The 26,710-nt window shown below is 71.3% G+C and carries 16 protein-coding genes and 1 pseudogene; 10 read left to right on the top strand and 7 right to left on the bottom strand.

Annotated features, from left to right (window positions below; all coding sequences use genetic code 11):
- Positions 1–13: 13 nt before the first annotated feature.
- On the bottom strand, positions 14–2,935 hold the full coding sequence (locus tag INTCA_RS20450; RefSeq protein WP_041307280.1) for a helix-turn-helix transcriptional regulator: 2,922 nt from the start codon (positions 2,933–2,935) through the stop codon (positions 14–16).
- A gap of 228 nt (positions 2,936–3,163) precedes the next feature.
- Here INTCA_RS20450 and INTCA_RS04945 point away from each other — a divergent pair, with 228 nt between their 5' ends.
- Positions 3,164–3,463, top strand: a complete 300-nt coding sequence (locus INTCA_RS04945; RefSeq protein ID WP_013491823.1) for a hypothetical protein — start codon at positions 3,164–3,166, stop codon at positions 3,461–3,463.
- A gap of 103 nt (positions 3,464–3,566) precedes the next feature.
- Here the strand turns inward: INTCA_RS04945 and INTCA_RS19785 are convergent, their stop codons facing one another.
- Positions 3,567–14,063, bottom strand: coding sequence for a calcium-binding protein (locus INTCA_RS19785; RefSeq protein WP_013491822.1), 10,497 nt, complete (start codon positions 14,061–14,063; stop codon positions 3,567–3,569).
- A 227-nt stretch (positions 14,064–14,290) separates the two neighbouring features.
- Here INTCA_RS19785 and INTCA_RS04935 point away from each other — a divergent pair, with 227 nt between their 5' ends.
- The gene (locus tag INTCA_RS04935) at positions 14,291–14,752 is read left to right on the top strand and encodes an SRPBCC family protein (protein WP_013491821.1); all 462 of its coding nucleotides are present in this window, start codon (positions 14,291–14,293) and stop codon (positions 14,750–14,752) included.
- A complete protein-coding gene (locus INTCA_RS04930; protein WP_013491820.1) occupies positions 14,749–15,216 on the top strand; it encodes a GNAT family N-acetyltransferase in 468 nt (155 codons plus the stop codon). Before INTCA_RS04935 ends, INTCA_RS04930 begins: the two co-directional genes overlap by 4 nt.
- Positions 15,217–15,251: 35 nt before the next feature.
- Here INTCA_RS04930 and INTCA_RS04925 read toward each other — a convergent pair whose 3' ends face one another.
- The 3 genes from INTCA_RS04925 to INTCA_RS04915 all read right to left on the bottom strand — a co-directional run bounded on the left by INTCA_RS04925 (position 15,252) and on the right by INTCA_RS04915 (position 19,285).
- Positions 15,252–17,216: a M13 family metallopeptidase gene (locus INTCA_RS04925; RefSeq protein ID WP_013491819.1), complete on the bottom strand. Its 1,965-nt coding sequence runs from the start codon at positions 17,214–17,216 to the stop codon at positions 15,252–15,254.
- Between the two features lie 201 nt (positions 17,217–17,417).
- On the bottom strand, positions 17,418–17,924 hold the full coding sequence (locus INTCA_RS04920; protein ID WP_013491818.1) for a hypothetical protein: 507 nt from the start codon (positions 17,922–17,924) through the stop codon (positions 17,418–17,420).
- Positions 17,921–19,285, bottom strand: a complete 1,365-nt coding sequence (locus INTCA_RS04915; RefSeq protein ID WP_013491817.1) for a PspC domain-containing protein — start codon at positions 19,283–19,285, stop codon at positions 17,921–17,923. The genes INTCA_RS04920 and INTCA_RS04915 overlap by 4 nt, the downstream gene beginning before the upstream one ends.
- 125 nt (positions 19,286–19,410) lie before the next feature.
- Here INTCA_RS04915 and INTCA_RS04910 point away from each other — a divergent pair, with 125 nt between their 5' ends.
- Together INTCA_RS04910 and INTCA_RS04905 are read left to right on the top strand one after the other, a co-directional pair.
- Positions 19,411–20,862, top strand: a complete 1,452-nt coding sequence (locus tag INTCA_RS04910) for an ATP-binding protein (RefSeq protein ID WP_013491816.1) — start codon at positions 19,411–19,413, stop codon at positions 20,860–20,862.
- Positions 20,859–21,593, top strand: a complete 735-nt coding sequence (locus INTCA_RS04905; RefSeq protein ID WP_013491815.1) for a LuxR C-terminal-related transcriptional regulator — start codon at positions 20,859–20,861, stop codon at positions 21,591–21,593. The genes INTCA_RS04910 and INTCA_RS04905 overlap by 4 nt, the downstream gene beginning before the upstream one ends.
- Before the next feature lie 10 nt (positions 21,594–21,603).
- On the opposite strand, the gene INTCA_RS04900 is transcribed toward INTCA_RS04905, so the two are convergent.
- Positions 21,604–22,413 carry an alpha/beta fold hydrolase gene (locus INTCA_RS04900; RefSeq protein ID WP_013491814.1) on the bottom strand — a complete coding sequence of 270 codons (810 nt, stop codon included), beginning with the start codon at positions 22,411–22,413 and terminating at the stop codon, positions 21,604–21,606.
- Between the two features lie 169 nt (positions 22,414–22,582).
- Positions 22,583–23,437, bottom strand: coding sequence for an SDR family oxidoreductase (locus INTCA_RS04895; RefSeq protein ID WP_041307278.1), 855 nt, complete (start codon positions 23,435–23,437; stop codon positions 22,583–22,585).
- Between the two features lie 175 nt (positions 23,438–23,612).
- On the opposite strand from INTCA_RS04895, the gene INTCA_RS04890 reads away from it, so the two are divergent.
- The 5 genes and pseudogenes from INTCA_RS04890 (at position 23,613) to INTCA_RS04870 (ending at position 26,575) form a co-directional block, all read left to right on the top strand.
- A complete protein-coding gene (locus INTCA_RS04890; protein ID WP_041308414.1) occupies positions 23,613–24,587 on the top strand; it encodes a glycoside hydrolase family protein in 975 nt (324 codons plus the stop codon).
- A gap of 68 nt (positions 24,588–24,655) precedes the next feature.
- A pseudogene (locus INTCA_RS20555) lies at positions 24,656–24,844 on the top strand (hypothetical protein); the annotation flags it as partial.
- A gap of 43 nt (positions 24,845–24,887) precedes the next feature.
- A complete protein-coding gene (locus tag INTCA_RS20245; protein ID WP_234424066.1) occupies positions 24,888–25,130 on the top strand; it encodes a hypothetical protein in 243 nt (80 codons plus the stop codon).
- Between the two features lie 63 nt (positions 25,131–25,193).
- Positions 25,194–26,123: a TIGR03619 family F420-dependent LLM class oxidoreductase gene (locus INTCA_RS04875; protein WP_013491811.1), complete on the top strand. Its 930-nt coding sequence runs from the start codon at positions 25,194–25,196 to the stop codon at positions 26,121–26,123.
- 80 nt (positions 26,124–26,203) lie between these two features.
- Entirely contained in the window at positions 26,204–26,575 is a 372-nt protein-coding gene (locus tag INTCA_RS04870; RefSeq protein ID WP_013491810.1) for a hypothetical protein, read from the top strand.
- The last annotated feature ends 135 nt before the right edge of the window (positions 26,576–26,710 follow it).

Below are 26,710 nucleotides of genomic sequence, written 5' to 3'. Positions count from 1 at the left end.
CGCCTGCGAGTCGCTACTCTGGATCGAGGCTGCGGGTGAGGTCGGCCAGCTCGATCCGGCTGGACGTTCCCGTCTTGCGCAGCAGGTTGGACACGTGCACGCTGACCGTCTTGTCGCTGATGAAGAGGTCACGAGCGATCTCTGCGTAGGTGCGGCCCACCACGAGGTGGCCGAGCACTTCACGCTCGCGACGCGTCAGCCCGATGAAGACCTCTGGCAGCTTGGCCTCGGGGTCGGCGGGCGCGTGCTCGGTCAGGGAGATGTGGCTCTGCGCGGCCAGGGAGGCCGTGTCGGCCAGGATCGGAGCGGCGCCCAGCTCCCCTGCAATCCGGGCGGCCTCACGCAAGGCCGAGGCCGCTTGGGTCCGATTGCCCTTGGTCGACAGCAGAGACTGAGCCAGTCGGTACGAAGCGAGAGCCTGCTCCCATGGGAGACCAGCCCTGGCGCACGCGGCGACCGCGTCGGTCCAGAGCTCGGGCCGCCGGGGTCCGCCGTCGCGGCAACGCTCCGCCTCAGCCGCGTAGAGCCGCGCCCAAGCCACGATGAACGCGTTCTCTGGCCTTCTCGGCCCAAAGGGTGGGGGTGTGCGACCACGCAGCCGTTCGATCTTCTCGAGCCAGCCGACCGCGTTGACGTGCTCGCCCGGTCTGGTGGCAAGATCGGCGGCCGCTCGCGCCGCCCACACGAGCAGTTCGTCTGCCGAGTCAGCGTCCACAGTCCGCATCGCGGGAATTCCCTCGGCGATGATGGACAGCGCTTGCACCTGATCACCCTGTGCAACGGCGACTCGTGCCTCGGGCGCGATCACGAAGCCACCGAGGAGCCGCCGTTGGGACGAGAGCTCTCGGGCTCGAGCCAGGTGCTGGCGCGCCGCCGCAAGATCGCCGGTCCTGGCGGCAAGGTCCGCGGCTACTCGCCGCAGGTCTCCTCCGCGCGAGGACGTGATCCGGCGGCTCAGACCCTCGCGCAGCAGGTCGCGCGCCTCTGACCAGCGACCGAGCTCAGTGAGATGCTGGCCGATACTGGGCAGGAGGTCGACCGCCTCATAGAAGGAACCTGTCGCCATGAGCCCACGGAAGACCTCCGACATCCGGTCCGCGGCCGCTGCACGCTGACCGACCCCCAGGAGGCAGTTGGCCCAGTAGCCAACGGCTTCCGTGACGAGGATGTGATCGCCGCTGGCCCTTGCATGGACCATGGCCCGCTCGGCGTCGTCCAGTCCTGCGGGCTCTTCCCAGCGGGTCTGTGACCGGGCTCCGAGCGCCCAGGACAAGGCCTCGTCGGAGCCGCTCCGACGAGCCACCAGCACCGCTTCGTCGGCATGGTGCGCGGCGGTGGGCTGGCCGGCCCAGACCTCGGAAATGGCGAGCTGGGACAGGGCGATCGCACGTTCGGGGCTGTGCGGGAACCGCTCGGTGAGCGACAGCAGTTCAGGCTCCATCATCGGCATGGCAGACCGGCCGCACCAGCGCCGGAACAGGTCAAGGTTGATCTGGAGCCGGGCTGCGACCAGCGGCGTCGCTCGGCGGTCGACCAGCCGCAGCGCCGCCTCGCGGAGCTGGAGGGCGAGGTGGTACTCGCCGGCGCGGATGGCGCTGTCGCTGGTCCTCCCGAGCAGCGGCACTCGCTCGACCCCGGTTCCGCGGCCGGCCGCGGAGACGCGCGTCCAGAGCTGACAAGCCCGGTGGAGGTGCTCGAACTCCTCCGGCCACGCGAACAAGCCTGCCGCCGCGTCCGCGGCGCGTAACGACCACTCGAACGCCTCGTCGAAGTGGTGAGCGCCGGCGTGGTGCAGCGCCAGGTGCGCGGCGCGACCTGCCGGGGCCGCGTTCGAGGCCGCTGCCCAGAGACGGGCGTACTCACCGTGCACCTCCCGCAGCTCCCCTTGTGACAGGGTGGAGACCAGGACTTCGCTGAGCAGCGGGTGCCTGAACCACACCTGTCCGCTTGGTGTGACCGTGCCGAGCCCAGCCCCGACGATCTCGGGGACGCAGCCTCGAATCGACTCGAGTGACAGCCCCTTGACCACTGCGAGGTGTTCGAGAATGACTCGGTCCACCGGTCGCCCGCCCACCGCCAGCAGCTGCGCCATCTCCCTGGCTGGTGGGCTGAGACGGTGCCACGACGCGAGCAGGGCGTCACGCAGACCCGCGGCGCCCTGGTGACCGCCGGCCGAAGACGCCAGCGCGAGCAGCTCGGTCAGGTACGGGTTACCCCCCGACCGCTCGAACACCGCGGCACCTCGAGCGACCGCGCCCTCCTGCCCGCAGAGGGCAGCGACCAGGTCCTCGGTGTCCTGGAGCCCCAGCGGCTCCAGATGCAGCTCGGCGACCAAGGGCAGTCGGCGCACGTCGGCGAGCCAACCATGCAACCGGTGCCCCTCGTGGAGGTCGCTGTCCCGATACGTGGCGAGAACGACGAGATCCTGACCGCGACCGAAGCCAGCCACGATGTATGCGAGCAGGTCCAGCGACGTCGTGTCCGCCCACTGCAGGTCATCGATGATGACGGCCGAAGGCTGGGCCTCCGAGATTCGCTCAAGCACCGTGGCCAGAGCTGGGATCAGCTGACCCGACGCCTCTCCAGCACCGTCGCCCAGCACCGGCGCGATCTGCGCCAGCCTCCCGATCGGAAGACCGTGCAGCACCCGCTCGCGCTCCGCCACGTCGGCCTGCCGGAACCACTGCGTGAGCAGGCGCCCGATCGGCTGCAACGACGACTCAGCGGAACCGAAGCGCAGACACCGACCCCACAGCACACGCACCCCGCGCTGCTCGAACGCCGCCGTCACCTCCGTGACCAGCCGGGTCTTGCCGACCCCGGCCTCCCCGCCTACCAGCACCGCCGACGGCGTTCCCGTCCTCGCGGCCTCGATCGCCGCCGCCAGCGCGCGCTGCTCGGCGTCACGACCGACCATGACGGTCCACGACCCCACGGATACCATCCTCGCCCCGCCAGCCCGCCGGCGCGGGCGTTTCACCCACTGTGCACGACCGTCCCTGGGCCGGGTGGCCCGGCGCGACGGGCGAGGGCCCGCGACGAGCGGGCGGAGGATCTGAGGAGAAGTCCCGCAGAACTGAGGAGCAGTACCCGATGTGCGCCGCGTGAGACCGAACGCAGAGTTGGTGGTGTCCACCTTCACGACTCAGACAGGGAACACATCATGACCATCAACGCACATCTCGGACGAAGGTCGCTCGCCATGCTCGCGGCAAGCGGCATCCTCACCCTCGCCACCGCCCTGCCCGCCATGGCGGGTCAGGGCCCGGCAGTCGTCCTCCCGGACCCGATCGGCAACGGGATCAAGGGTCCCGGGCCCCCGCCGGACGGGCCGTTCGTCCCGGAGGGCGGCACCGTCGAGCTCATCCAGATCGGTCTCGGGGCACTGGGTGGGATCGCCCTCGTCGGTGCGGGCGCAGCGATGGCGCGCTCCCGCGGAAGCCACCACCCCCAACCCGCTTGAAACCGGTTCTGCGGAAGCCGGCTCAGCGGCATACGGAATGGTCCGTATGCCGCTGGGCTGGCTTCCTCACGTCAGCGCGCCCGAGTGCGAGCGGGCGGCGGGATCACGGCTCGCAGGCGGCCTCCTCGAAGTGCCCCGGAGTGGTGGGGTAGGCCGGGCCCGAGGCGTGGTCGTTGATGTCCGCCGTGTAGACCAGCGCCAGCTCGACGAAGGCCGAGGTGCCCGGTGTGGTCACGTCCGCGGCCTCGCGGCCGGCCCCCGACGCCCACGCGAGGTGCTGGAGGAAGGCGAGCAGGTCCGGCGACATCTGGCGGATGTCGTTGAACCCGCCGTAGGACGCGTTGCAGTGGGTGTACAGGTTGTAGACACCGCTCCAGTCGATGAGGCGGTCGCCGGGGTTCGGCCCGTTGGCCGCCACATCGCCCTGCATGACGTCACGGTCCCAACCGCCGTAGAGCCAGTCCGTGCCCTGGTGGTGGTTGTTGTTGGCGAGGTCGACGTCGTGGGTGTCGGTCATCTCGAACCAGAGGCATGGGTCGTTGGTGACGGGGTCCTTCTTGGTCCCGTCGGTCACCGGCCAGTCGCCCGGCACGCAGCTCGCGTAGTCGCCACGCGGCCGCAGGTCGATGATGTCGGAGCCCAGGACCTGCTGCTTGGCCGGGTCCGGCTCGCCCCGGCCGCCGAAGACGTGGTCGATGAAACGGTCGTCGGCTCCGCGCGACGTCCCGTCGAAGACGCCCCCGGTCAGGCAGTCAGGGCTGGTTGCGTCCAGCGTGGGGTCACAGCCACGGCCGCCCCAGAGGACGTCCTCGCCGTCGCCGCCGAGGACGTCGTCGCCCCCGCTGTCACCGTTGGCCACGTCGTCCCCGAAGCCGGCGTGGATGGTGTCCGCGTCGGGTCCGCCACGGATCAGGTCGCGACCGCCCTCCGTCAGCCCGGCGTGCGGCATGGGTGTGCCCGTCGACGTGCCGATCCACTGGTCGCCGTCGACGTCGTGCAGTAGGTCCGCGCGCCGGTCGTAGTCGCCCCGCCGGAAGCCGGTGAAGGTCTCCATCGGCGGGTTCTGCAGGGTCTCCGTGAACTGCATCGGCTCGTCGCCGGCGCTGAGGCGCTGGTTCACGACGCCCCCGCGGTCGCCGAGGATCGCGTCCTCGCCCGCATCGCCGTTGATCCGGTCATCGCCCAGCTCCCCGTAGAGGTCGTCGTCACCGTCGCCACCGGAGATCTGGTCGTTGCCGTCCTGGCCCCAGATGCCGTCGTTGCCGCCGTCACCCCAGATCCTGTCGTTGCCGGAGGCCCCGGTCTGGTCGCACGTCGTCGCCGTGGGGGCCGAGAGGCAGAACCGGGTGCTCGGGCCGGGCAGCGCCGGGTCGTGCGTCCGGGACCGCGTGGCATCCGCCGGGACGTCGCCGTCCGGGTAGCGATCCGTGTAGACCTGCTCGGTGAGCGACCCGGGGGTGCCCTGCAGGGTGCGCAGGAGCGACCCGTCGTCGCCGAGGATGACGTCGTCAGCACCGTTGCCCTCGATGGTGTCGCCACCGTCGCGGTAGGCGGGGGTCGGCGTGCCACCGATGAGGTCGTCCTGGCCGGGCGTCGTGCTCGTGCCCACGCGGAGCGCGGCAGCGCTGGGGGTTCCCGGCCATGTCGCTGCCAGCGGCGTTGCCGGGGTGCCGTGCGCGGACGCCGTGCCGAAGGCGAGGTCGCCGAAGATGGAGTCGGCTCCCCCGTTGCCCTCGACGTAGTCCCCGTGTGCGTCGCCGGTGATGACGTCGTCACCGTCCTGGCCGAGCAGGACGTCCACCCCGTCACCGCCGGAGATCCGGTCGGCGCCGTAGCGGGACGCCGGCGGCGCGGCCAGGTAGCCGGTGCCGGTGCTGCGGTCCCAGACCTGGATGACGCGCGGCGTCATGGCCGCGCCGGAGGTGCTGCCCAGCCGGACGGTGACGGACGATGGCGTCTGGCCGGCTCCGGGCCGGAGGACCTGCCCGTTGTCCCCCAAGGCCACGTCGTCGCCGGGACCGCCGAAGAGCGCGTCCGCGACGTCGCCCTGACCCGCTGTCGTCTCGTCCGCACCCCCGGACGGGTCGGAGCTGCCGCCGACGAGGTCGTCGTCACCGGCGTTCCCCTCGACCCAGTCGATGCCGGGGCCGCCCTCGGCGTAGTCGTCCTCGGCGTTGCCCTTGATCCGGTCGTCGCCACGCTGGCCGAAGATGACGTCCTCGCCGTCGCCGCCGTAGATCTCGTCCGCACCCCAGTTTCCTGCGGTGTCGGTCGGGTCGAGGTCGAGCAGCTGGACGCCGTGGTTGGCTGCGAATCCGCGCATCCTCGTCACGGCGGTCGCGTCGGCTTCGGTCGCCGCGGACGCGAGGATCGCGTTGTCGCCGGCCATCAGGTCCGGACCCGCGTCGCCGTGGAGGACGTCCCCGGCATCGGGGCGACCGATGCCCGACGCGGCCTGCTGGAACGAGCCGCCGACGATCTCGTCCTCGCCCGCGTCACCGTGGACGACGTCCGAGTCGTTGTTGCCTTCGAGGTGGTCGGCGTCGTTGCCGCCGTTGACCTTGTCCGGGCCGAGGCCGCCGTACGCGGTGTCGGTGCCGTCACCGCCGTAGATCAGGTCACCCCGACCCGCGGTGGGTGTCGCCCCGTCCAGGTCGAGCGGGATGGCCCGCGCGTCCCCCGTGTTGAGCGGGTCGTCGACGGTGCCGTTGTCCCCGATGAGGATGTCGACCCCGGTGTCACCGGCGAGGATGTCTCCCGCGTCCGGATCGCTGGCCGGGCCGGTGTCGGCGCGGCCGGCGTGGCGGGTTCCGCCGTAGACCAGATCGTCACCGTCGCCGCCGCTCGCGCGGTCGCTGCCGTCGTTGCCCTCGATGACGTCCGTGCTGCCCTGGCCGTAGAGCTGGTCCTCGTCGTCGTTGCCGAAGACCAGGTCGGCGTCGGCCTCGCCGTAGGCGCGGTCGTTGCCGGAGCCACCCCAGATGCGGTCCGGGCCGTCGCCGCCGAGGAGGACGTCGTCGCCCTGCTGGCCGCAGACCAGGTCCGCGGAGCCGTGGGCGAGCACGCGGTCGCGCGCGCCACCCGCGGAGACGGTGTCGACGCCGGCGCCGCCCTCGATGAGGTCGTTGCCGTCGCCCGTGCCCGACGTCGTGCCCTCGGGCACGGGGTCGGAGGTGACGGGCGACCCGTCACGGCACGTCTCGTTCGCCGCCGCGCCGACCGTGGCGGTGTCGCGGAGGGTGTCGCCGAAGATCGAGGCGGGCCCGTCACCGCCGAGGATGTGGTCGTTGCCCAGACCGCCGACCAGGGTCTTGGCCGAGGGCGAGGTGTTCGGCGGAAGTGGCAGGTGCGTGACCGTCCGCTTGAGGCCGAAGGAGACCCCCTCGATCTGGTGCTGGGTGCTGCCCAGCGCGCCGACCTCGCTCGGCTCGGCGATGACGTAGTCGTCCCCGGGCCCGCCGAAGATCTCGTCGCTGCCGTAGCCGCCCACCAGGGCGTCGGGACCGCCGCCACCGAGGATGCGGGCCTTCTGGGCCTTCTCGGAATGGCTCGTCACGATGTCCTCGGCGTTGCTGCCGTAGACGACGTCGTTGCCCGTCCCGGTCTCGATGATGTTGGGGATGTCCTTGCCGTCCTTGACGGTCAAGGTGTCAGCGGGGCCCGGGCTGTCGACGCCGAACGTCGTCTCCGTGGAGGCGTAGATCGTGTCCGTGGCGGTGCCTCCGGCGATGCTGTCGCTGCCGAGGCCGCCGATGAGGACGTTGCCCTTCGACGTCACGGTGCCGCCCAGGCCGTCGGGCCGGTCCGCCGCCACGCCGATCTTGTCGTCACCGGCGCCGCCGTTGACCCGGTTCACGCCGAGGCCGACGCTGATGATGTCGATCCCGGTGCCGGTCTGCGAGCCGGTCGTCGGGTCGGTGGTGAGCTGGGTCCAGTCGATGAGGCCGTCGAGCTGCTCTTCCGCCTCGCCGTGGTTCTTCTTGTCGACGGCGTTGAGCTGCACGGTCCGGGTGAGCTCCGGCGTCCCGAGTGTGCCGTCGCCTGAGACGAAGTCGTCACCCTCACCGGTGGTGATCGCGTCGGCGCCGTCACCACCAGCCACGTGGGCGACCTTGCCCACGCCGTCCGCGGTCACGATCCGGTCGTCGCCCTTGCCGCCGTCGACCCAGGACGAGCCGGTGCCGGTCTGGATCTGGTCGGCATGGTCGGACCCGATGACGACCGCGTCCTTGCTGAAGACGGTGAGGTCCGCCTGCGTGGTCGGGGTCGACGGGTTCGTCTCCTTCTTGCCGTCGCCGACGAGGCTGACGATGAGCGGAGCCGTGGAGCCCCGGCCGTCGACGACGACCCGCTCAAGGCTCGTGTCGAGGTAGTCGCGCCGCTCACCGAGCATCTGGACGGCGAAACCGTCGAAGTCGGGGTTGGTGCCGGCGTCGTCGCCGGGCCGCTGCGCGAAGTGGAGCTCGGTCACCTTGACCACATCGGCCTCGGTGTCGGCCGTGTTCCCCCACGGGGTGCCGCGTTCCTCGTCGGTCGCGAACATGCCGGCGAAGACGACGAGGGTCGTCCCGACGGTGCCGCCGAGCCGCGGCGGCGGTGGCTCACAGTCCGGCTGCGCCGTGAAGTCGAGCAGCGTGATGTCAGCGAGCGTGAACGAGAAGGTCGTGCTGAACGGGGAGAACCCGATCGTGATGTAGACGCGCAGGAAGAGGCTGAGCCGGCCCGTCGTCGTGAAGAGGCAGAGCGGGTTGTTGATGGCTGCCTGGAGGAACTCGCTGACGCGGAACTTGCCGTCGTTGTTGGGGTCGTTCCAGTGGAAGCCGATCGTCAGGTGCAGGCCACCCTCGATGCCGACCTCGATGATGAGCGCCGTCACCGACGCGCCGGCGGCGATCTCGCCGTCGAGCCGAACCACGGGGACGGGCTTGCCGCTGCTGTCGGTCGTCTTGAAGTAGAGCCCGTCGAGGATCTTCAGGGCCTTGACCTGCTCGCCGGTCCGGGCGGCCTCGACGGCGTAGCGGATGCCCGCAGTGTCGAGACCGGCCATGAACCGCAGGGAGACCGAGGCCGAGCCGGACAGCGTCACCATGACCGGCGGTGGCGCGTAGACGGGGCCGAAGGACTGCCGCCAGGTGAAGCCCAGCGTCAGCGGGCCGCTGTCGAACTCGACGAGCGCGACGTCGCTGCCCATGAGGACGTTGAAGATCGATGCCGGGTTGTCGAGGATCGGGAAGGTGAAGCCGGACTTGTTGGCCGATCCTGCTCCGGCGGCCCCGGTGCCGAAGACGGTGCCCTTGCCGCCGTTGGTGTTGAGCTCGGTCTTGAGGGCGTCACCCGTCTTGGTCGCCGGATCCTTGACGACGAGGGTGTCTGCGCTCGTCGGCGACACGCTCGTGGCCAGGGCCTTGTCCCCCGGCACGGTGAAGGCACCGACGTCGATGAGGCAGCTGGCGCCACCACCGCACTGGGGCATGTTGTTGACGAGCGTCACCAAGGCGGTGATCCGCTCCACGAACTCGAGATCGGGCCCACCGGCCAACGTGTTGAACGCCTTGGCCAGGGTGATGAGGCTGACGTCCCCGCCCCCGGCCAGCTTGCTGAGGTCGGAGAGCACCGGGATGGGCGCGTAGAGCGTGTCGATCACCGGCTGGATCGGGCCGGTCACCGACTTGATCTTGTTGAGGACCGGTCCGAGCAGCTCGGAGAAGAAGCCGCCGGCATCGAGCTTGACCGCCTTGAAGTCGATCTTGGGCAAGCCGAGGTTCTTGAGGTCCTTGTTCGTGAAGCCCCACTCGAGGACGAAGTTGGCCTGGACGCCCGGCAGCACCGATGAGGCGCTCGCCTTGACGATCCAGTCGGCGTTGATCGCAGCGGTCAGCTTGATGTCGAAGAGCTTCGACGGGTCGAGGGTCCCGAAGTCGCTGATCGTCAGAACGGAGCTCGCCGTCTCGCTGGCGTCGCCCGACCTCACGTCGATCATGAAGGCACCAGCGAAGAGCGGCACGGTGCCGTTGTTCTTCGTCACGTCGATGTCGAGGAAGGCCAGCTCGGCCTTCATGGACGCAGGCATGTCGAAGCGGGCTCCGACCCGGAACTCCGGCGCCGCCGCGTCGTGGGTGTGGACGAAGAAGCCGCGGTCGGTGTCGATGCCGGCCTTGAGGTGCAGCTGGAGCCCGAGGCCATAGGTGATGGCGTCGGCGTCCCCGGCCCGCAGGGCGAGTCCCGGGATGCCGATGTCGAGCGGCAGGGTCTGGCCATCACCGAGGCACCCGGTCCCGGGCTTGCACCCGAGGGTCGTGTCGACCTCGCCGACATTGAGGTCGATGGTGATGTTGACGCCCTCGATGGCCTCGGCGGCGCAGGCGTCGAGGTCCGGCTTCGTGGTCACCGGCTCATAGCTCGCCGGGGTGGTCGGGTCCTTGTCGACGTAGGTCTGGGTCGCTCCAGCCGACGCGTCGAGCACCTTGACCAGGCCGAACGTCGACCCGTCCTTCCGGAGGATCTTGTACTTCGTGGCGCCGGTCACCGACGGCCAGGTCAGCGTGTTGAAGTGATCGTTGTCGAGCGCGGCCCACGTCGTCTGCGAGGACCCCTCACCGGAGAGGATGGTGTCGCCGTCGGTGCCGGTCCCGTCGCCCTGGCTGGCGACGATCTTGTAGGTCCAGGTGTGGTCCGTGCCACCGTCCGCCGGCGTCGGCGTGACGGTCGGCGCAGCCGCGGGCTCGAGCTTGGCCGAGCACTCGTAGCCGACCTTCACCGTGGTGTTGGTGAGCCCGGCGTCCGCGATCGCCTTGGCGATCTGCGTGTTGAGGTAGGTGCGCGCCTCGGCCGGGGTCGCGGGGATGGCCCCCAGCTCGGCCTTGAGCTCGGCACGCAGCTTCGCGACCTTGTCGGCGCCCTGCTGGAGGTCCTTGCCGACGAACGGCAGCTTGCCGTCGAAGGTGGCCAGCCGCAGGGCCTGTTCGAGCTTCTCGAGATAGCCGTCGAGGCCGGGCTTGATCTGGGTGAAGTCGGCGATCGCGTTTGCCAGGGCGGTGGCCAGCCCAGCAGGCGCCTCGAGCTCGGGCTTGCTGTCGGGCGCGGGCAGCGTGTCGTTGAGATCCGTGAGGTCGGCCGGGTCGGTGGAGTTCGCCACGCGGAGGTGGGCGGTTCCGAGCGACGTCGGGGTTCCGCCGGCGACGGTGGCGTAGAGCGGGATCCGGCCGCACACCATCAGCTCGGTTGCCAAGGTCTCCCCGCACGTCGCCTTCGTCGGGTCGTTGCTCGCGTTGAACGTCGGCGTGAGGCTGGTCAGGAAGGTGCCGAAGGAGACCGGCGCGTTGGTCGGGGTGGTCTTGCCCAGCTCGAGGCTCAGGTTGGCCCGGGCCTCGGCCTGGTCGCTCGGGATCCCGGCAGACACGGTCAGTGGGCCGAGGGTTCCGGCAGCGGTGCCCGTGAACTCCGCGGCAGCGTTGACGGTGATCTTCGAGCTGTCGAGGACCTTGAGCGTGGTTGCGTCCGTGGCCCCGGTCCCGACGGCAAGAGGGACGACCACGGCGACGTCCACGCCACCGGTGACGGCGACCTTGCCCGCCCCGCTCGTGGAGGCCGACACGAGCGCCGGCACGCCGTCGAGCTGCAGGCGCAGTGGGGTCGAGGCCGTGTACGTGCGGGTCCAGTCGAAGTCGAGAACGATGCTGGGAGTCCCACCGTCGTCGAGGAAGCGGAACTTCAGGGCGTCGCTCCCGAGGCGGTTGGTGAGGACCTCGACGAGGTCCTGGATGTTCTGGGGCGGGTGCGCCGACATCGCGTCGAGGGCGTCGTCGAGCGGCGACCGGAACGTGTACGCCGCGCCGGTGGCTGGCTTGGTCTCCCACGGCTTGGTGAGCGTGACCGTGTTCACCCCGTCCGTCTGCTTGACGACGGCGACCTGGGTGCCCACGACGACCGCGCGGCCGGCCAGGGCGGTCGGGAAGGTCCGGTTGGTGTCGGTGAGGGTGTCCGCCCCGTAGGTGACGCCGGCCCCGACTCCCGACAGGTCGCGACGGAGCAGGTCGCGCAGGGATGTCCCGGTTCCCGGGATCTGCGTGCTGAAGATCCCCGTGGTGCCACCGGGCTGTGCCTCGGCGAGCTGGGCGGAGAGGGTCTGCAGCGTCTTGAGCACGATGGCGAACAGCTCGGCCTGCGAGCCGGGTTTGAAGTCGAGCGCGAAGACCTTGTCGAGGTCGCTGAGGTCGAACTGCGGTCCGTCCGCGCCCGAGGTCTTGGTCAGGTCGTTCCACGTCGCCTTCGCGGAGAGCTTCGCGCCGCCGGGGAAGAAGGAGGCCGCGTCAGGGACCGACACGGTGAGGTCGCCGAACGCTCGAACGTCAAGGGCCACGTCGAGCAGGTCCCCGGCCTGGCTCGGGCCGGTGGGCGTCGCCGTCACCAGTCCGTTGAACAGGTCGCGCAGCCTGAGGTCGTGCTGGGCGTCACCGGCCTGCTTGAGGCCGATCGTCAGCATGTTGCCGGTCCCGGGCGTGGAGCAGTTCGCCGGAGCGGAGCTGTTGCAGACCTTGAGGTTGCCTTCCAGCCGGACCTGGAAGAAGCCGGCGTTGGCGGTCAGGTCGACCTTCGTGTCGATCGGGAAGTCGGCCTTCAGCAGAGGCACGCCGGTCCGGATCATCACGCGGTCCGCGCCCAGCGGCAGCGATTGCACCTCGGTCTTGAACGTCCCGGTCTCCAGGGTGAACGGGCAGGGCTTGGTGTTCCCCTCGAAGCCCACGCACGCCGAGCCGGTCCGAGGCTCCTGCAGGTCGAGCACCAGGGTGAGGTCGGCGGTGAACGACGGTGTGACGGTTGCGAAGGTCTGGGCGGAGTTCGCCTTGAGGATCCCCTGGCGGGGGCCGTCGGGAGGACTTCCCACAGGGAGCTTGGTCAACCCGTCGCCGAAGGTGACGGCGCCGAGCTGCGCCTCCGGGCCGAGGATGACGAAGGGGGTCGTGTCGGCGGGCTTCCCACCGATCCAGTCGCCCGAGAGGGTGAGCGAGCTCGCGGTGTTCGCGGTGATCTCCCCGGCGGACGTGCCGGCCACGACGCGCATGCCGACCCACTGGCCCGGCTCCCACGCCGTGCCGTCGGAGATGCTGAGGCCGTCTGAGGTATAGCTCGCGCCGGGCTTGGAGACCTTCGCGGCGCCGGCGTCCATCGGCACCGGCGACGAGGGCGCCGCCTTCGTCATCGTCAGGTGGAGGGCCAGCTTGTCGATCGTGGGTTTCCAGTCGAGGCCGTCGACGGGGATCCCGGCTGCCTTGAGCCTGGTGATGAGGTCCTGGAGCGAGGTGAACTTCGGGTTGCCGACGGTGCTCGCGTCGAACCCGGGCGGAGCCGGCTGCCCGGGGTCCGGGGCCTGCACGACGTTGGCCTTGAGGAAGGCGACGAGCACCTCGTTCGCCTTGACAGCGTCGGAGACGGTCCCGCGCAGGAACGGCAGGTCGAGGTCTCCCGCGATGGCTGTGCCGGGGCCCGACCCGTCGGCGTCGAACTTCGCCTTCTGGATCCCCGTCAGGGCGGTGGCCACCTGCGCCAGCCCGTCGGCGAGGTCACGCAGGCTCATGTTCTGGAACCTTCCGACGACCGCGGCGAGGTCCGGGGCCGAGATGACCGGGGCGCCCGACGTGATGTTCGGCCAGGTGACGGTGACGTCGGCCGAGAACGTCGGGAACGCCGAGCCGAGTCCGCTGGGATCCGCTTGCACGGCAAGCGTTCCGGCGACGGATCCGGCTGTCGCCGGGTCACTGGGCGAGCCTGTGGGGTCGAGTCCGGCGCTGACCAGGCCTTGGAGCGATCCGTCGGCAGCGAGCTCGCCGTCGCCGGGGGCGGACTCGGTGAACGCGAGGACGCCGTCGTTGTTGGGGTCGTTGAGCTTCGCGAACGCGTGGGCCTTGACGGTGAAGTCGGTGCTCGAGAGCGAGACGTCGAGGATGCCGAGGGCAGCCTTCGCCGAGGCCGAGAGATGAGCCGTCGCGTCCACGTCCACGCGGGGAGCGTGACCTGCGTCGCTGGCGAGGTACACCCGGTTCGTCGTCGGGCCGGTCCACACGATCCACAGCGAGAGCGCTGCCTCGACCGAGACGGTGACACCCTCGGGCGAGGCCAGCTCCACCTTCGGGTCGGCCGAGCTGATGGTGAGCGACTGCTTCGCCGCCGTGCGGGTGATGGTGAGGTCCACGTGCACGCGCTTGCCGTCGGCCAGGTCCTCGACGGCGACGTCGAGGGTGCCGTTCCGGCCTCCGGGGAGCGACACCGCCTTGTCCAGGGCGTCGAGCGCGCCCCACGTGGTGGCCCCCGCCACCTCGTCGGCGATGCCCTCCTTGACGAGGTCGTCGAGTCCCGCCAGCCCGCCCGGGCTGGCGCTCACGAAGGGAATCGGCTTCCCGAAGGCCCCGAGGGCGGCAAGTCCTGAGGTCCACGACGCGAGGTCCTCGGTCGCACTGCCGCCGCCGAGGATGGCGACGACCCGGTCGACGCCGGGGTCGGGATCGGCTGCGTGGGCGGGCAGCTGCGGTCCCAGTCCCCACCCGGTGATGAGCACCGCGGACGCGATCGAACCGACGAGACGGTTCACGGACCTGCGTGACATTGTCCCTCCCCCAGGGGCGCCTCGCGTGGCCCAGTGGAGGTGGGCCCTCACCACGAGTCGCGATAACCATCCAAGGTAGCGACGGCCTCATCCCGTGTCCGAGGATTCGACAAAAAAGCACCCCATGCCGTATGCCGCTGTGCGCGGTTCCGGACGTATCCGCGCTTTTCGGACCCGCGGGGTCCAGGGCCCCCGGGGTCGGCCGGGGGCGTGACAGGATCGCCCCCATGGCCAAGGAGTTCAGAGTCAGCCGTGCGACGACGGTCGCGGCGCCGCCGGAGCGGATCCTCCCCCTTCTCACCGACCTCCATGAGTGGCAGAAGTGGTCGCCGTGGGAGGGCCTCGACGCGGGCCTGGAGCGCACCTATGCCGGCGCGTCCTCGGGCGTGGGGGCCGTCTACGGGTGGCGCGGCAACAGCAAGGCCGGGGAGGGACGGATGGAGATCGTCGAGGCGGCCCCCGACCACGTCGGCATCGACCTCGTCTTCGCCGCTCCGATGAAGGCGCACAACCGGGTCGACTTCCGGCTGACCCCCGAGGAGCACGGGACGAGGGTGGAGTGGGTCATGACCGGCCCGCAGAACGTCGTCATGCGCGTGATGAGCAAGCTCTACTCGATGGAGAAGATGATCGGTCCCGACCTGGAGAAGGGACTGCTCCAGCTCAGGCAGGCCGCCGAGTCCGCGTGACCGCCCCAGACGCTCCCGCCCTGACGATCCGGCCCGCCACGCGCGCCGACATCCGCGCCATCGTCGACCTCCTCGCGGACGATCGCCTGGGGGCCACCCGCGAGAGTCCCGACGACCTCGCCCTCTACGAGGCGGCGTTCACCCGGGTCTGCGCCGACGCCGGGCAGCACCTCGTCGTCGCCGAGCGCGACGGTCGAGTCGTCGGCACGCTCCAGCTCAGTGTCATCCCCGGCCTGTCCCGACGGGGCACGACGAGGTCGATCATCGAGGCCGTCCGGGTCGCCTCGACCGAGCGCGGCTCCGGACTCGGCACGACGCTCGTCGAGTGGGCGGTGGACGAGTCTCGGAGGCTGGGGGCCAGCCTGGTGCAGCTGACCTCGGACCGCGCACGCACTGACGCCCACCGCTTCTACGAGCGGCTCGGCTTCGTCAGGTCGCACGTGGGCTTCAAGCTGTCCCTGTGACCCGCCCACCGGACGGCCCAGGTCTGGGAGGTCTCTCAGAAGATCCGGACCCGATCCTCCTCCGGCAGCCACATCCCGTCCTCGGGGTTCACGCCGAAGGCCTCGTGGAACTCCGAGAGGTTGCGCACGGCGTTGCCCCGGATGTCGAGCGGCGAGTGCGGGTCGACAGCGAGCAGCCGGATCGCCTCTGCGGTGCGGGCCTTGCCCTTCCAGACCTGGGCCCACCCCATGAAGAACCGCTGTGGTCCGCTGAAGCCGTCGAGCTCGGGCATGCCGGCGTCCTCGGTCGCGATCCGGTAGGCCCGGTAGCCGATCTGCAGCCCGCCTAAGTCACCGATGTTCTCGCCGACGGTGAGGGCGCCGTTGACCCGGTGCTTCGGGTCGAGTCCTTCGGGCGTGTAGCTGCTGAACTGCTCGATGAGACGTGCCGCCAGGGCGTCGAACCGCTCCCGGTCCTCCGCGGTCCACCAGTCGCGCAGGGCCCCGCTCCCGTCGTAGCGCGACCCCTGGTCGTCGAAGCCGTGCCCGATCTCATGACCGATGACCGCCCCGATCGCGCCGTAGTTCACGGCGTCGTCGGCCTCGAGGTCGAAGAACGGCGGCTGGAGGATGGCGGCGGGAAAGACGATCTCGTTCATCGTCGGCATGTAGTACGCGTTGACCGTCTGGGGCAGCATGAACCACTCGGTGCGGTCGATCGGCTTGCCGAGCTTCGCGAAGTTGCGGTCGACCTCGAACTGCGTTGCCCGACAGACGTTCCCGACCAGGTCAGCAGGGTCGATGTGGATCCCGGAGTAGTCGCGCCACACCTCGGGGTAGCCGATCTTGGCGACGAAGCGCTCGAGCTTGTCGAGCGCCTCCTTGCGCGTCTGGGCACCCATCCAGTCGAGCGTGGTGAACGAGCGACGGAACGCCTCGACGAGGTTCGCGACCAGGTGCTGCATCCGCTCCTTGGCGGCGGGTGGGAACCACCGCTCCGCGTAGAGCCGGCCGACCGCCTCGCCGACCGCACCCTCGACGACGGCCACCCCACGCTTCCAGCGCTCCTTGTTCTCCGGCTGCCCGGAGATCGTCCGCCCGTAGAAGTCGAAGTCCTCGTCGACGATGGCCCGAGGGAGCAGCGCAGCGAAGCTGCTGACGACGTGGAAGGTGAGCCAGGCCTGCCAGTCGGCCAGGGGGACCTCGGTGAGCAGCGTGCTGAGCGCGGTCACGAAGCTCGGCTGCCGGACGACCACCTTGGGGACGGCACCCTCAGGCGCCCCCATCGCGGACAGCCAGGCGTGCCAAGGGAACCCCGGGGCGAGCGACTCTGCCTCGGAGAGCGGGTAGGCGTTGTACGTCTTGACCGCGTCGCGGCTCGCCACCGTGTCCCAGTGGTGCCGGGCGACCTCCGTCTCCAGCGCCATGATCCGTGTCGCCTTGTCGGCGGCCTCGGGCACTCCCGCGAGCGCGAGGAGCCGCTCGACGTGGGCGACGTAGGCGGTGCGGGTCTCGGCGTGGGCCTCGTCGCGGTAGTACGACTCGTCCGGCAGCCCGAGGCCGGACTGCTCCAGGTAGACGGCGTAGTCCTCGGGCGAGCGCTGGTCGGGACTGACGTAGAGGGCGAGGAGGCCGGTGACGCCGACTCGGTGGAGGCGCCCGAGGGTGGCGGCAAGGGCGTGCGGGGAGTCGATCGCGGCGACCTCGCTCAGGAACGGGAGGAGCGGCGCCAGCCCGTTCTCCTCCACCCGCTCGGTGTCCATGAAGCTCGTGAACAGGTCGCCGACCTGGCGGCGCGGGGTGCCCACCTCGGCGGTCAGGTCTGCGGCGGCCTCCTCGATGAGCTCGTGCACGCGGGCGGTCGACTGCTCACGGAGCAGGTCGAAGCTGCCGAAGCGGGCGCGGTCCGCGGGGATCTCCGTCGTGTCCAGCCAGGTGCCGTTGACGAACCGGAAGAGGTTGTCCTGCGGCCGCACCGAGCGGTCGAGACTGGCGGGGTCGATGCCGGAGCGCGGGGTCACAGAGGGTCTCCTTGGTCGGGGCACGGCTGGGTCAGGGCCGCCTGCGGGCTCCACTACCGTATGCCGCTGGGCTGACGGCGCACGAAGGCTGACCTCCCCGTCCGACCGTCCCGCTCGGCCCAGCCGGCCCCCGAGGTCACCTGACCGCGGGAGCCGGCCCAGCGGCATACCCCCTGGTTGCCGGGTCCTCGAGTCGGCGGCTCAGTCGGAGCGGCGCCGCCCGCCCGCGATGACGCCGATCAGGCCGACGAGGAGCAGCAGCCCGCCGAAGGAGCCGAACACCATCGGCCCCATGACGCGCATGTCGATGTCCGCTCCGGCCAGGTTGGTCACGAGGACGTATCCGGCGACGATGACGCTGAGCAGCCCGAGCATGACCGTGACCGGGAGCGGCCCCCTGCGAGCCTTCACCAAGCCCCGGGGTTGCTGCGCCCAGGGCGCGGCCGGCGCGGCGGCCCGCGGGGGCACGGGCAGGCTCGGCAGGGCAGCCGCCGCGTCGTCTGCGTCCCGCACGACGTCGTCCGGCACGGGGGTTGCCGGCTCGACCTTGAAGGGTGCGGGACCGGGCGACTGCGGGCCCTGCGGGGCGGGGTCGTGCTGCGTCATGGCCGTTCCTGAGGTCTCGATCTGCTGGGTGTCTGGCCGCTCGATGGACTGGGTGTCCGACGGCTCGAGGTGCTGGGTCGGGTCGGGGTCGCGCTCGGTCATGGCCGCGCTCCGGTCCGGATCGTGATCTGTCCGAGTCCCACCTCGGCGTCGACGACGAGCTGGTCCGCCGCGTCGGCGGGCCCGTACGTGAAGGTGTCCTCGAGGGCGGTGCCTCCACGACTCGCCTGGGAGCCTCCCTCGTTGCTGTCGATGGCGAGGATCTCGCCCGCTCGGCCACTCGCGTGGACCGTCACCCGGACGCCCTCGGGCACGACGAGGTTGATCTCGCCGAGGCCCATCGTGGCGACGACCCTCTCGACGCCGGCCCCGCCGAGGTCGGCCCGGGTGAGGTCGACGTCCAGTCGGCCGAGCCCGAGCTGGTAGCTCTGCTCCGACGGAAGGGTCGTCGGCTGGTAGTGGCGCTCGCCGGCCGAGAAGGGCTGGGTCAGGCCGTGCGGCATGACGGTCGTGAAGAGCGAGGCGGTCATCGCGAGCAGGGCGAAGGGGGCGAGCCACCCGGCCCGGCGCCCGGCGAGCCCGGAGACGAGGATCCCGAGGCCGAGGACGACCAGGCCGCCGGCGATCCCCACGGCGACGTGGCTGCCCTGCCAGTCCTGGCGCGTGGCTGCGGAGTGCACGCCGACGCCCGCGAGGATCGCGGCCCCCAGGATGAGCAGCCCGCCGGCGAAACCGATACCACGGGTCCGCTCCGCTGGCGGGGTCGGCACGGCGACGGTCACCGAGGCCAGGTTCGGGTGCCCGGTCGGCGGCGGCCAGGCCGCGGCGCCGGCGTTGGCGGCGGCGTTGCCCGTCGACAGACCGACCGGCAGCCCGGTCGTGGGGTCCGTGGACGTCCCGGTGGGGGCGGATGGCGAGCCGGCGCCAGGGGTGCCGAGGGTGCTCGGAGCCGCAGCGGCCTGGCTCGCCGGCGTCGTGGCCGACGGGGGTGGGGCGAACGCCTGGCGGCCCGACCTCCAGAGGTCCCGGCCCGACTCGGTCCGGGTGAGGAACCACCAGGCTCCGACGGTCAAGGCGGCGAACCCGAAGAACCGGACGCCGCCGTTGTCGTTGGAGAACCACGGGCCGCCGCCGAAGAGGATGACGGCGGTGACGATGAGCAGGAAGATCGAGTGACCCTCGCCGTGCTTGAGGGCCTGCTCGAGGGGGATGCGGCCCTGCTCGTCCGGGAGGACCAGCCAGAGCAGGAAGTAGAGCGACAGGCCGATCCCGAAGAGCATCCCCAGCAGGATGAAGGCGGCCCGGACCACGAGCGGGTCGATCCCGAGACGGCGGGCGACGCCGGCGGCGACCCCCGCGAACCATCGACCGTCCGAGGCTCGCGCCACGCCGAGGCGACGCAGGGCGTCATAGAGGCCGTCGAGGCCGTGTCCCTTCCGGGTGGGGTCGGTCTGGTGCTTCATGCCTCAACTCTCTGCCCCCGGGGCAGGGGCAGCCATGCGGGTCGACCCTGACGCAACCCTGAAGCACCCCTCAAAGACGGAGCGGATGGTCGCCCCCACCGGGTCCGGTGAGTGAGGATGGAGCGGTGACCACGCGAACCGAGCCGAGCCAGCCCGTGCCGCAACCTGCGGTGCTGCGCCCGGCTGTGCTCCGCCCACCCTTGGTCCGGCCGACCGACGGCCGGATCATCGGCGGCGTGGCGGCTGGGCTCGCGGTGCACCTCGGCGTTCCCGTGAAGATGGTCCGGATCGGCTTCCTCGTGGCGGCAGTGCCGTTCGGTGCGGGCCTGGCCGTCTACGTGTTCCTCTGGGCGACGATGCGCGAGGGCACCCTCGCCCCGGCTCCCTCACCGGTCGACCCGGCCCAGATCGCACAGCCGGGGCAGCCGGGTCAGCTGTCCGCGGGCGTCCGGCCGGCCGCGACACCGAGCGCCGCCGCCACGCCCGGGGTGGCGGCCCCAGCGCCCGGCGCGGCGCCCGGCGCGGCGCCCGGTGCGGCGCCCGGTGCGGAGCCGGGCCACCGGGTCCCGACGTCGAAGTCGCTGCGAGCCTGGCTCCGCAGCGGCAACGAAGCCGTCGTCATCGCGCTCCTCGGGGTGGTGGCCCTCGGCATCGCTGCGGCCTTGTGGCTCGGCAGCGCCGGGATCGGGGTCGAGCCGCAGGTGCTCCTCCCCGTCGTCGTCATCGCCATCGGCGCCCTCTTCTTCTGGTCGCAGCTCGACGACGCCGACCCCGTCGGCGCCCGCCGACCGGTCCAGTGGATCTGGCTCATCGTAGGGCTCAGCCTCACCACCCTCGGCCTCGTCGGCCTGCTCGTCGGGCAGACCGATGTCGGCCAGATCTGGCAGGTCGCGGGGGCCGTGCTGGCCGCGCTCGTGGGCGTGGCGGTGCTCGCGGCACCGTGGATCCTCCGCCTCTGGAGCAACCTCCGGCGGGAGCAGGCGGCGCGCATCCGAGCCACGGAGCGGGCGGACATCGCGGCGCACCTGCACGACTCGGTGCTCCAGACGCTCGCGCTGATCCAGCGTCGGGCCGCCGATCCCGCCGTCGTGGCCCGGCTCGCCCGGGCGCAGGAGCGTCAGCTGCGCTCCTACCTCTACGACGAGGATGCCCGGGCCGGCACCCTCGGCGCAGCCCTGACGGCCGCCCTCGACGAGATCGAGGACCTCCACGGGGTCCCGGTGGAGCTCGTCGTCACCGGCGACCGGTCGATGGACGAGCACCTGGAGGCGCTGGTCAAGGCCGTCCGGGAGGCCGCATGGAACGCCGTGCGCCACGGCGAGCCGCCGGTGACCGCCTACGTCGAGGTGGGCCCCACGGCGGTCGAGGCGTTCGTGCGCGACCACGGCACCGGGTTCAGCCTCGACGACGTGCCGGACGACCGGGCGGGTGTGCGAGAGTCGATCATCGGCCGGATGGAGCGGCACGGCGGCACGGCGACGATCCGCCGCCGGTCCGACGGCACGGAGATCGAGCTCTGCCTGCCCGTCGAGGCGCCCGCGACGGCCCCGTCCCAGCCCGAGGAAGAGAACGCATGAGCCAGCAGCGGACGATCCGTGTCGTCCTCGTCGACGACCACCACATGTTCCGCACGGGAGTCCGGGCCGAGCTGATGAGCGCGGCCACTCCGGATGGCGGGTCCGGGCCGGCGGGCGCCCGCCCGGCGGCACCGACGTATGCGCCCCAGATCGTCGGCGAGGCCGGCGCGGTGGAGTCAGCGACCTCGGTGATCAAGGAGACCAGGCCCGACGTCGTCCTCCTCGACGTCCACATCCCCGGTGGCGACGGGCACGGTGGCGCCGATGTCATCCGGGCCTGTGCGGGCGTCCAGACCGAGGCCGGGCAGCCCGTTCGCTTCCTCGCCCTGTCCGTGTCGGATGCGGCCGAGGACGTCATCGCCGTCATCCGGGCGGGAGCCCGCGGCTACGTCACCAAGACGATCAGTGCCGGCGACCTGCTCACCGCCATCGGCCGCGTCGCGGACGGGGACGCGGTGTTCAGCCCGCGACTGGCCGGTTTCGTGCTCGACGCGTTCGGTGCCGCTGCCGGCGAGGTCGCGGAGATCGACGAGGAGCTCGACCGGCTCTCGGCCCGGGAGCGAGAGGTGATGCGCCTCATCGCGCGCGGCTACCAGTACAAGGAGGTCGCCAAGGAGCTGTTCATCTCCATCAAGACGGTCGAGACCCACGTGAGCTCGGTGCTGCGCAAGCTCCAGCTCAGCTCCCGTCACGAGCTGACGGCCTGGGCGATGGGCCGCCGCCTCCTCTGACCGACGTGCGTCAGGCGAGGACGCGACGGAGCGCCTCGACCACGATCTCCGGTGCGTCGGTGTGCACCCAGTGCGCCGCGCCCTTGATCGTGAGCTGGCGGGCCAGCGGGAAGTACCGCCGCATCGTCTCGGCGTCCTCCGGATCGATGTAGGGCGAGTCCCCCCCGGCGATCCACAGGACTGGGCCCTCATAGGGCGGGAGCCCGTCGACCGACGCCGGCCAGCCGGCGATGCGTGACTCGTGCCCGAGCGCGGCATCGGCCGCGAAGAGGTCGAGGTTGGCCTGCCAGCGCCACTGGGACTGCCCGTCGGCGCGCTCCGAGCGGAGGTTCTGGAGCAGGAAGGCCCTGACCCCGGCGTTCGGCTCCTGGAAGCGGGCCTCCGCATCGGCCCGGCTCTCGATCTCGCCGAGCGGCAGCGCCCGCATCTCGTCGATATAGCCCTGGAACCGCTCCAGGGAGCCGTAGTCCTTGGGTGCGATGTCGACGACGACGAGGTGGTCGACGAGGTCCGGGTGCTGGAGGGCGAGCACCATGGCCGTCTTGCCCCCGAGGGAGTGGCCCACAACGGTCCAGCTCTCCCCTGGCGCCACCTCCTGCAGCGTCGCTGCCACGGCGTCGGCGTAGCCCTCGAACGAGAACTCCTCCGACCACGGCGACCGGCCGTGGTCCGGGAGGTCGACGAGCAGGCACCGCGCGCCGGTCCCGTCCGGCCCGGCGAGGCCCTTGGCGATCTGGTTCCAGTTGCGCCCCTGACCGAAGAGTCCGTGCAGGAAGGCGATTCTCGGCCCGGCGGTGCCGACCGACAGCGTGTTGAGCATGCCGCCAGCCTAGGAGCCCTCCCGAGCGAGAGGGCACCCCGGCTCGTCAGCGTGCCCACGACCCGCTGACCTCGCAACACACCCGCTTACCGCGTGCAGGGGCCGCCTGTGCCGGGGGTCCGCAGTCGGTAAGCGGGTGTGTTGCGGTGTGAGGGCGGCCGGCTGGGCGTCAGAGGGCGGCGCGGATGGCGTCGGACAGGCTCGTCGTCGGACGGCCGATGAGGCGGCTGAGATCGCCGGTCTCGACGAGCAGTGCTCCGTCCTTGATCGCCTCGTCGCTCGTGGCCAGGGCCATCGCGTAACCCTCGGGCAGCCCGGCGCCGACGAGCACCGCGGCGAACTCGGCCACCGGCAGGTCCTGGTAGACGACCGGCCGGCCGGACTGAGCAGCCAGCTCGGCGGCGTAGTCGGACAGGGTGAACGGCGTGTCCCCGCCGAGCTCGTAGGCCCGACCTGCGTGCCCGTCCTCGGCGACAACGGCGGCAGCGGCCTCGGCCAGGTCGGCTCGCGTCGCGGCGCTGAGCCGGCCGTCGCCAGCCGAGCCGAGGACCGCGCCGTGCTCGAGCTGGGTGGGGATCTGGGCGGTGTAGTTCTCGAGGTACCAGGAGTTGCGCAGCAGCACGTGCGGCACGCCGGACTGAGCGAGCATCGCCTCGGTCGCCCGGTGCTCGGCGGCGAGGCCCAGGGTCGAGGTGTCCGCGCGGACGATGCTCGTGTACGCCACCAGGGAGACCCCGGCCCGGGCTGCGGCGTCGACGACGTTCTGGTGCTGGGGGACCCGCTGACCGACCGCGTTCCCGGAGACGAACACGACCCGGTCGACACCGGCGAAGGCGGCATCGAGGGTCTCCGGCTCGTCGTAGGAGCCCACCCGGACGTCGATCCCGCGCGCCGCGAGATCCTCGGCCCGGCCCGGGTCGCGAACGAGGGCGGCGACCTCGCCGGCCGGGATGCCGCGCCCGAGCAGTGCGTCGATGGTGAGGCGGCCGAACGGTCCGGTGGCGCCGGTGACGAGGATGGTCATGAAGGGGTCCCTTTCGGTGGCGGCCGCCACGAGAACGGCCGGAGTGTCATGGGGAGGAACCGTCCGCCCGTCCCGTTACTTCCCGGGGGTCGACGTCGCGTCGTTCGGGGACGCCATGGGCGCGCGACACGCGGCACCCTTTGCCAACCAGCAGCCACTCGGAAAGACTCGGACCATGCTGACGCTCGAGGACAAGTGGGTGTGGGACTCCTGGATCGCCGACGACGGAAAGCGCTACCACCTGTTCTTCCTCGAGGCGCCACGCTCCCTCGGGGACGCAACCCAGCGGCATACGGCTGCTCGGATCGCTCATGCGAGCTCCACCGACCTGCTCACGTGGGACTACCACGGGGAGGTCTTCGCGCCGTCGGACATGGGCTTCGACGACTTGGCGATCTGGACCGGGTCGGTGGTCCACGACGGGACCCAGTGGCGGCTCTTCTACTCCGCGCTGTCCCGCCGCGGCCACCACACCTACGACCAACGCATCGGGATGGCCCTGTCCGACGACCTGGGCCGCTGGCGCCGCGGGAGCAACCAACCCGTCGCCGCGGTGGACCCCCGGTGGTACAAGACGCTGGCCAGCCACCCCGGCCCCACCACGGGGCCCGACCCGGAGAAGAGCAGCGAGACGTGGCGAGACCCGTTCGTCCTGCGTGACCGGGACGGCAACGGCTGGCACCTGCTCATCACCGCCCGGGCCCTCGACGGGGCCCCTCAGGACGACGGCGTCGTCGGACACGCGTGGAGCGCCGACCTCGACGAGTGGGAGGTGCGCCCGCCCCTCAGCCGTCCCGGCGCCGGCTTCGGGCAGCTCGAGGTGATCCGCAGCGTGCTGGTCGACGGGCGGCCGGTCCTGACCTTCTCCTGCCATGAGGCCGAGGTGACGCCGGAGCGCCGGGCCACCGCCGAGGGCTGCAGCACGTGGTCGGTCCCGGCCGACTCGCTCACCGGACCCTTCGACGTGAGCCGCGCCCGGCCGTTCACCGCCGACCCCCTGCTCTATGCGGCCCCGGTCGTCACGCTGCGCGACGGCACCTCGGCCATCCTCGGCTTCCACCTCGACACCTCCGACGAGGGCCCGGGCCTCGAGATCAGCGACCCGATCCCCGTGACGCTCGACCCCGAGGGCTACCTCGTCGCCCGCTGACCCGGGGCCACCACACGCAGGACCGGACCGAGCGTTGGAGCACCCACCCCGCTGGCGAGGCGCACCACATGACCTCCCCACCTGTCGCACTCGTCGTCGGCGGCTCCCGCGGTCTCGGCCTCCTCATCGTCAAGCAGCTCGCCCGACGCGGGCACCTCCGCCGCCGCGGGCGGGGGCACATCGGCACCGTGACCTCCATCGGCGGGATGGTCTCTCCGCCGCACCTGCTTCCCTACGCCACAGCCAAGTTCGGGGCCGTGGGCTTCTCCGACGGGCTGGCCGCCGCGCTGCAGGGCACCGGTGTCAATGGTCATGCTGTCCCCGCTCACCCACATCGGGGTCCGCGTGCACGGCCTCCTGCCCGGGACGACGACCCGGGTCATGGGCCTGTCCAACCGCATCGTGCCCGGCCTCGACGAGGGCAGCGGCAGGTCAGAGACGATCGAGGGCCGTGAGGGGGAGCGTCACCTCGACTCCACCCTCGTCACCACCCTCGCCACTTGGGGCCGCAAGGCGGCGCAGCGCTTCAACGAGCGGCCCTGAAGGACGGGCAACGGGTCGCCCGGAGCTTACGAGAAGGGCGCGCCAACCGGGAAGATGGACGACATGGACCTTGGATTTGCCCTCCCCGTCTCCGGCGCGTGGTCGTCGACCGAGTCGATCCGCCTCGTGGCGCGGCGCGCGGAGGAGCTGGGCTACGCGTCACTGTGGACCTTCCAGCGGTTGCTCCACCCGACCCACGCCGACTGGGGAGCGACCTACGTCTCGGTCCACGACCCGATCGTCGTGCTCGCCCACGCGGCAGCCCTGACCCAGCGGGTGCGCCTGGGAGTCGCCGTGCTGAACGCACCGTTCGCCCCACCCCTCGTCCTGGCGAAGCAGCTGACCACCCTCGACGTGCTCAGCGACGGCCGCCTTGACGTGGGGCTCGGGTTGGGCTGGGCCGCAGAGGAGTTCGACGCTGTTGGTGTACCGCTCAGCGAGCGGGTCGCGCGCACCGTCGAGACGGTCCAGGCCCTCCGCGCCATCTGGGGGCCCGACCCCGTCCACTTCGAGGGCAGGCACGTGCACCTCGAGGAGGCCATCGTCCAGCCGAAGCCGGTGCAGCGACCGCACCCGCCCCTGCTCATGGGAGGCTCGGTGCCTGCGGCTCTCCGACGCGTCGGCCGTCTCGCCGACGGCTGGATCACGGCGAGCCGGCAGGACCTGCGCCGGGTCGGCGAGGACATCGCGACCGTGCGCGAGGCAGCCGCCCGGGCCGACCGCGACCCAGATGCGTTGCGATTCGTCGTGCGCGGCGTTGTCCGGCTCGACCGGGAGGTCGGCGGCCGAGGGGGGCGGCGCCTGCTCACCGGGTCGTTGAGCCAGGTTCGCGGCGATCTTGACCGGCTTGCCGAGCAGGGCGTCACCGAGGTCTTCGTCGACCCGAACTTCAACCCGGACGTCGTCTCCCCAACCGCGGAGCCGGACCACTCGCTCTCCGTCGGCCTCGACCTGCTGGAACAGCTCGCGCCGGCATCCCGGCCGGCCTCGTGAGGGACCTCGCGTCGCTTTGCCGCCCCGCAAGGGGTGGGTAGGGGGAGGTGCACGCAACACTCGAACGAGAGGAGAAAGCCATGGCCACCCGCGCCTGGGATGCCTGGAACTATCGGGAGAGCGCTGAGGTGACGACCCGCGGGAAGGACCTGACGGGCTTCTCCGTGGAGGCCGTCGACGGCCACATCGGCAAGATCGACCGGACCACCCTCGACGTCGACAGCAGCTTCGTCGTCGTCGACACCGGCCCGTGGATCGTCGGTCGGAAGGTCATGCTTCCAGCAGGGACCATCGACCGGGTCGACTGGAACGACGAGAAGGTCCATGTGGACCGGACCAAGGACCAGATCAAGGACTCCCCGGAGCTGACGGATGCAGATCTGGACAACCCGGAGTACCGCCACCGGCTCGGCACCTACTACGGCGACACGTACGACCGCACGCTGCCCTGAGCAGGTGAGGTAGCCCGAACGCTGTAGTCGTGAAAGGCCCCGGTGGCGTGGCACTGCCCGCCACCGGGGCTTCCGCGTGTCCGGACCCAGGGATCGCTGCCGTATGCCGCTGGGCTCGCTCCCCCGGTCGCGCGC

It is taken from the genome of Intrasporangium calvum DSM 43043 (assembly GCF_000184685.1).
Lineage (GTDB): Bacteria > Actinomycetota > Actinomycetes > Actinomycetales > Dermatophilaceae > Intrasporangium > Intrasporangium calvum.
Note: the sequence above shows the minus strand (reverse complement) of the source record. Positions and strands in the feature narration are given on the sequence as shown.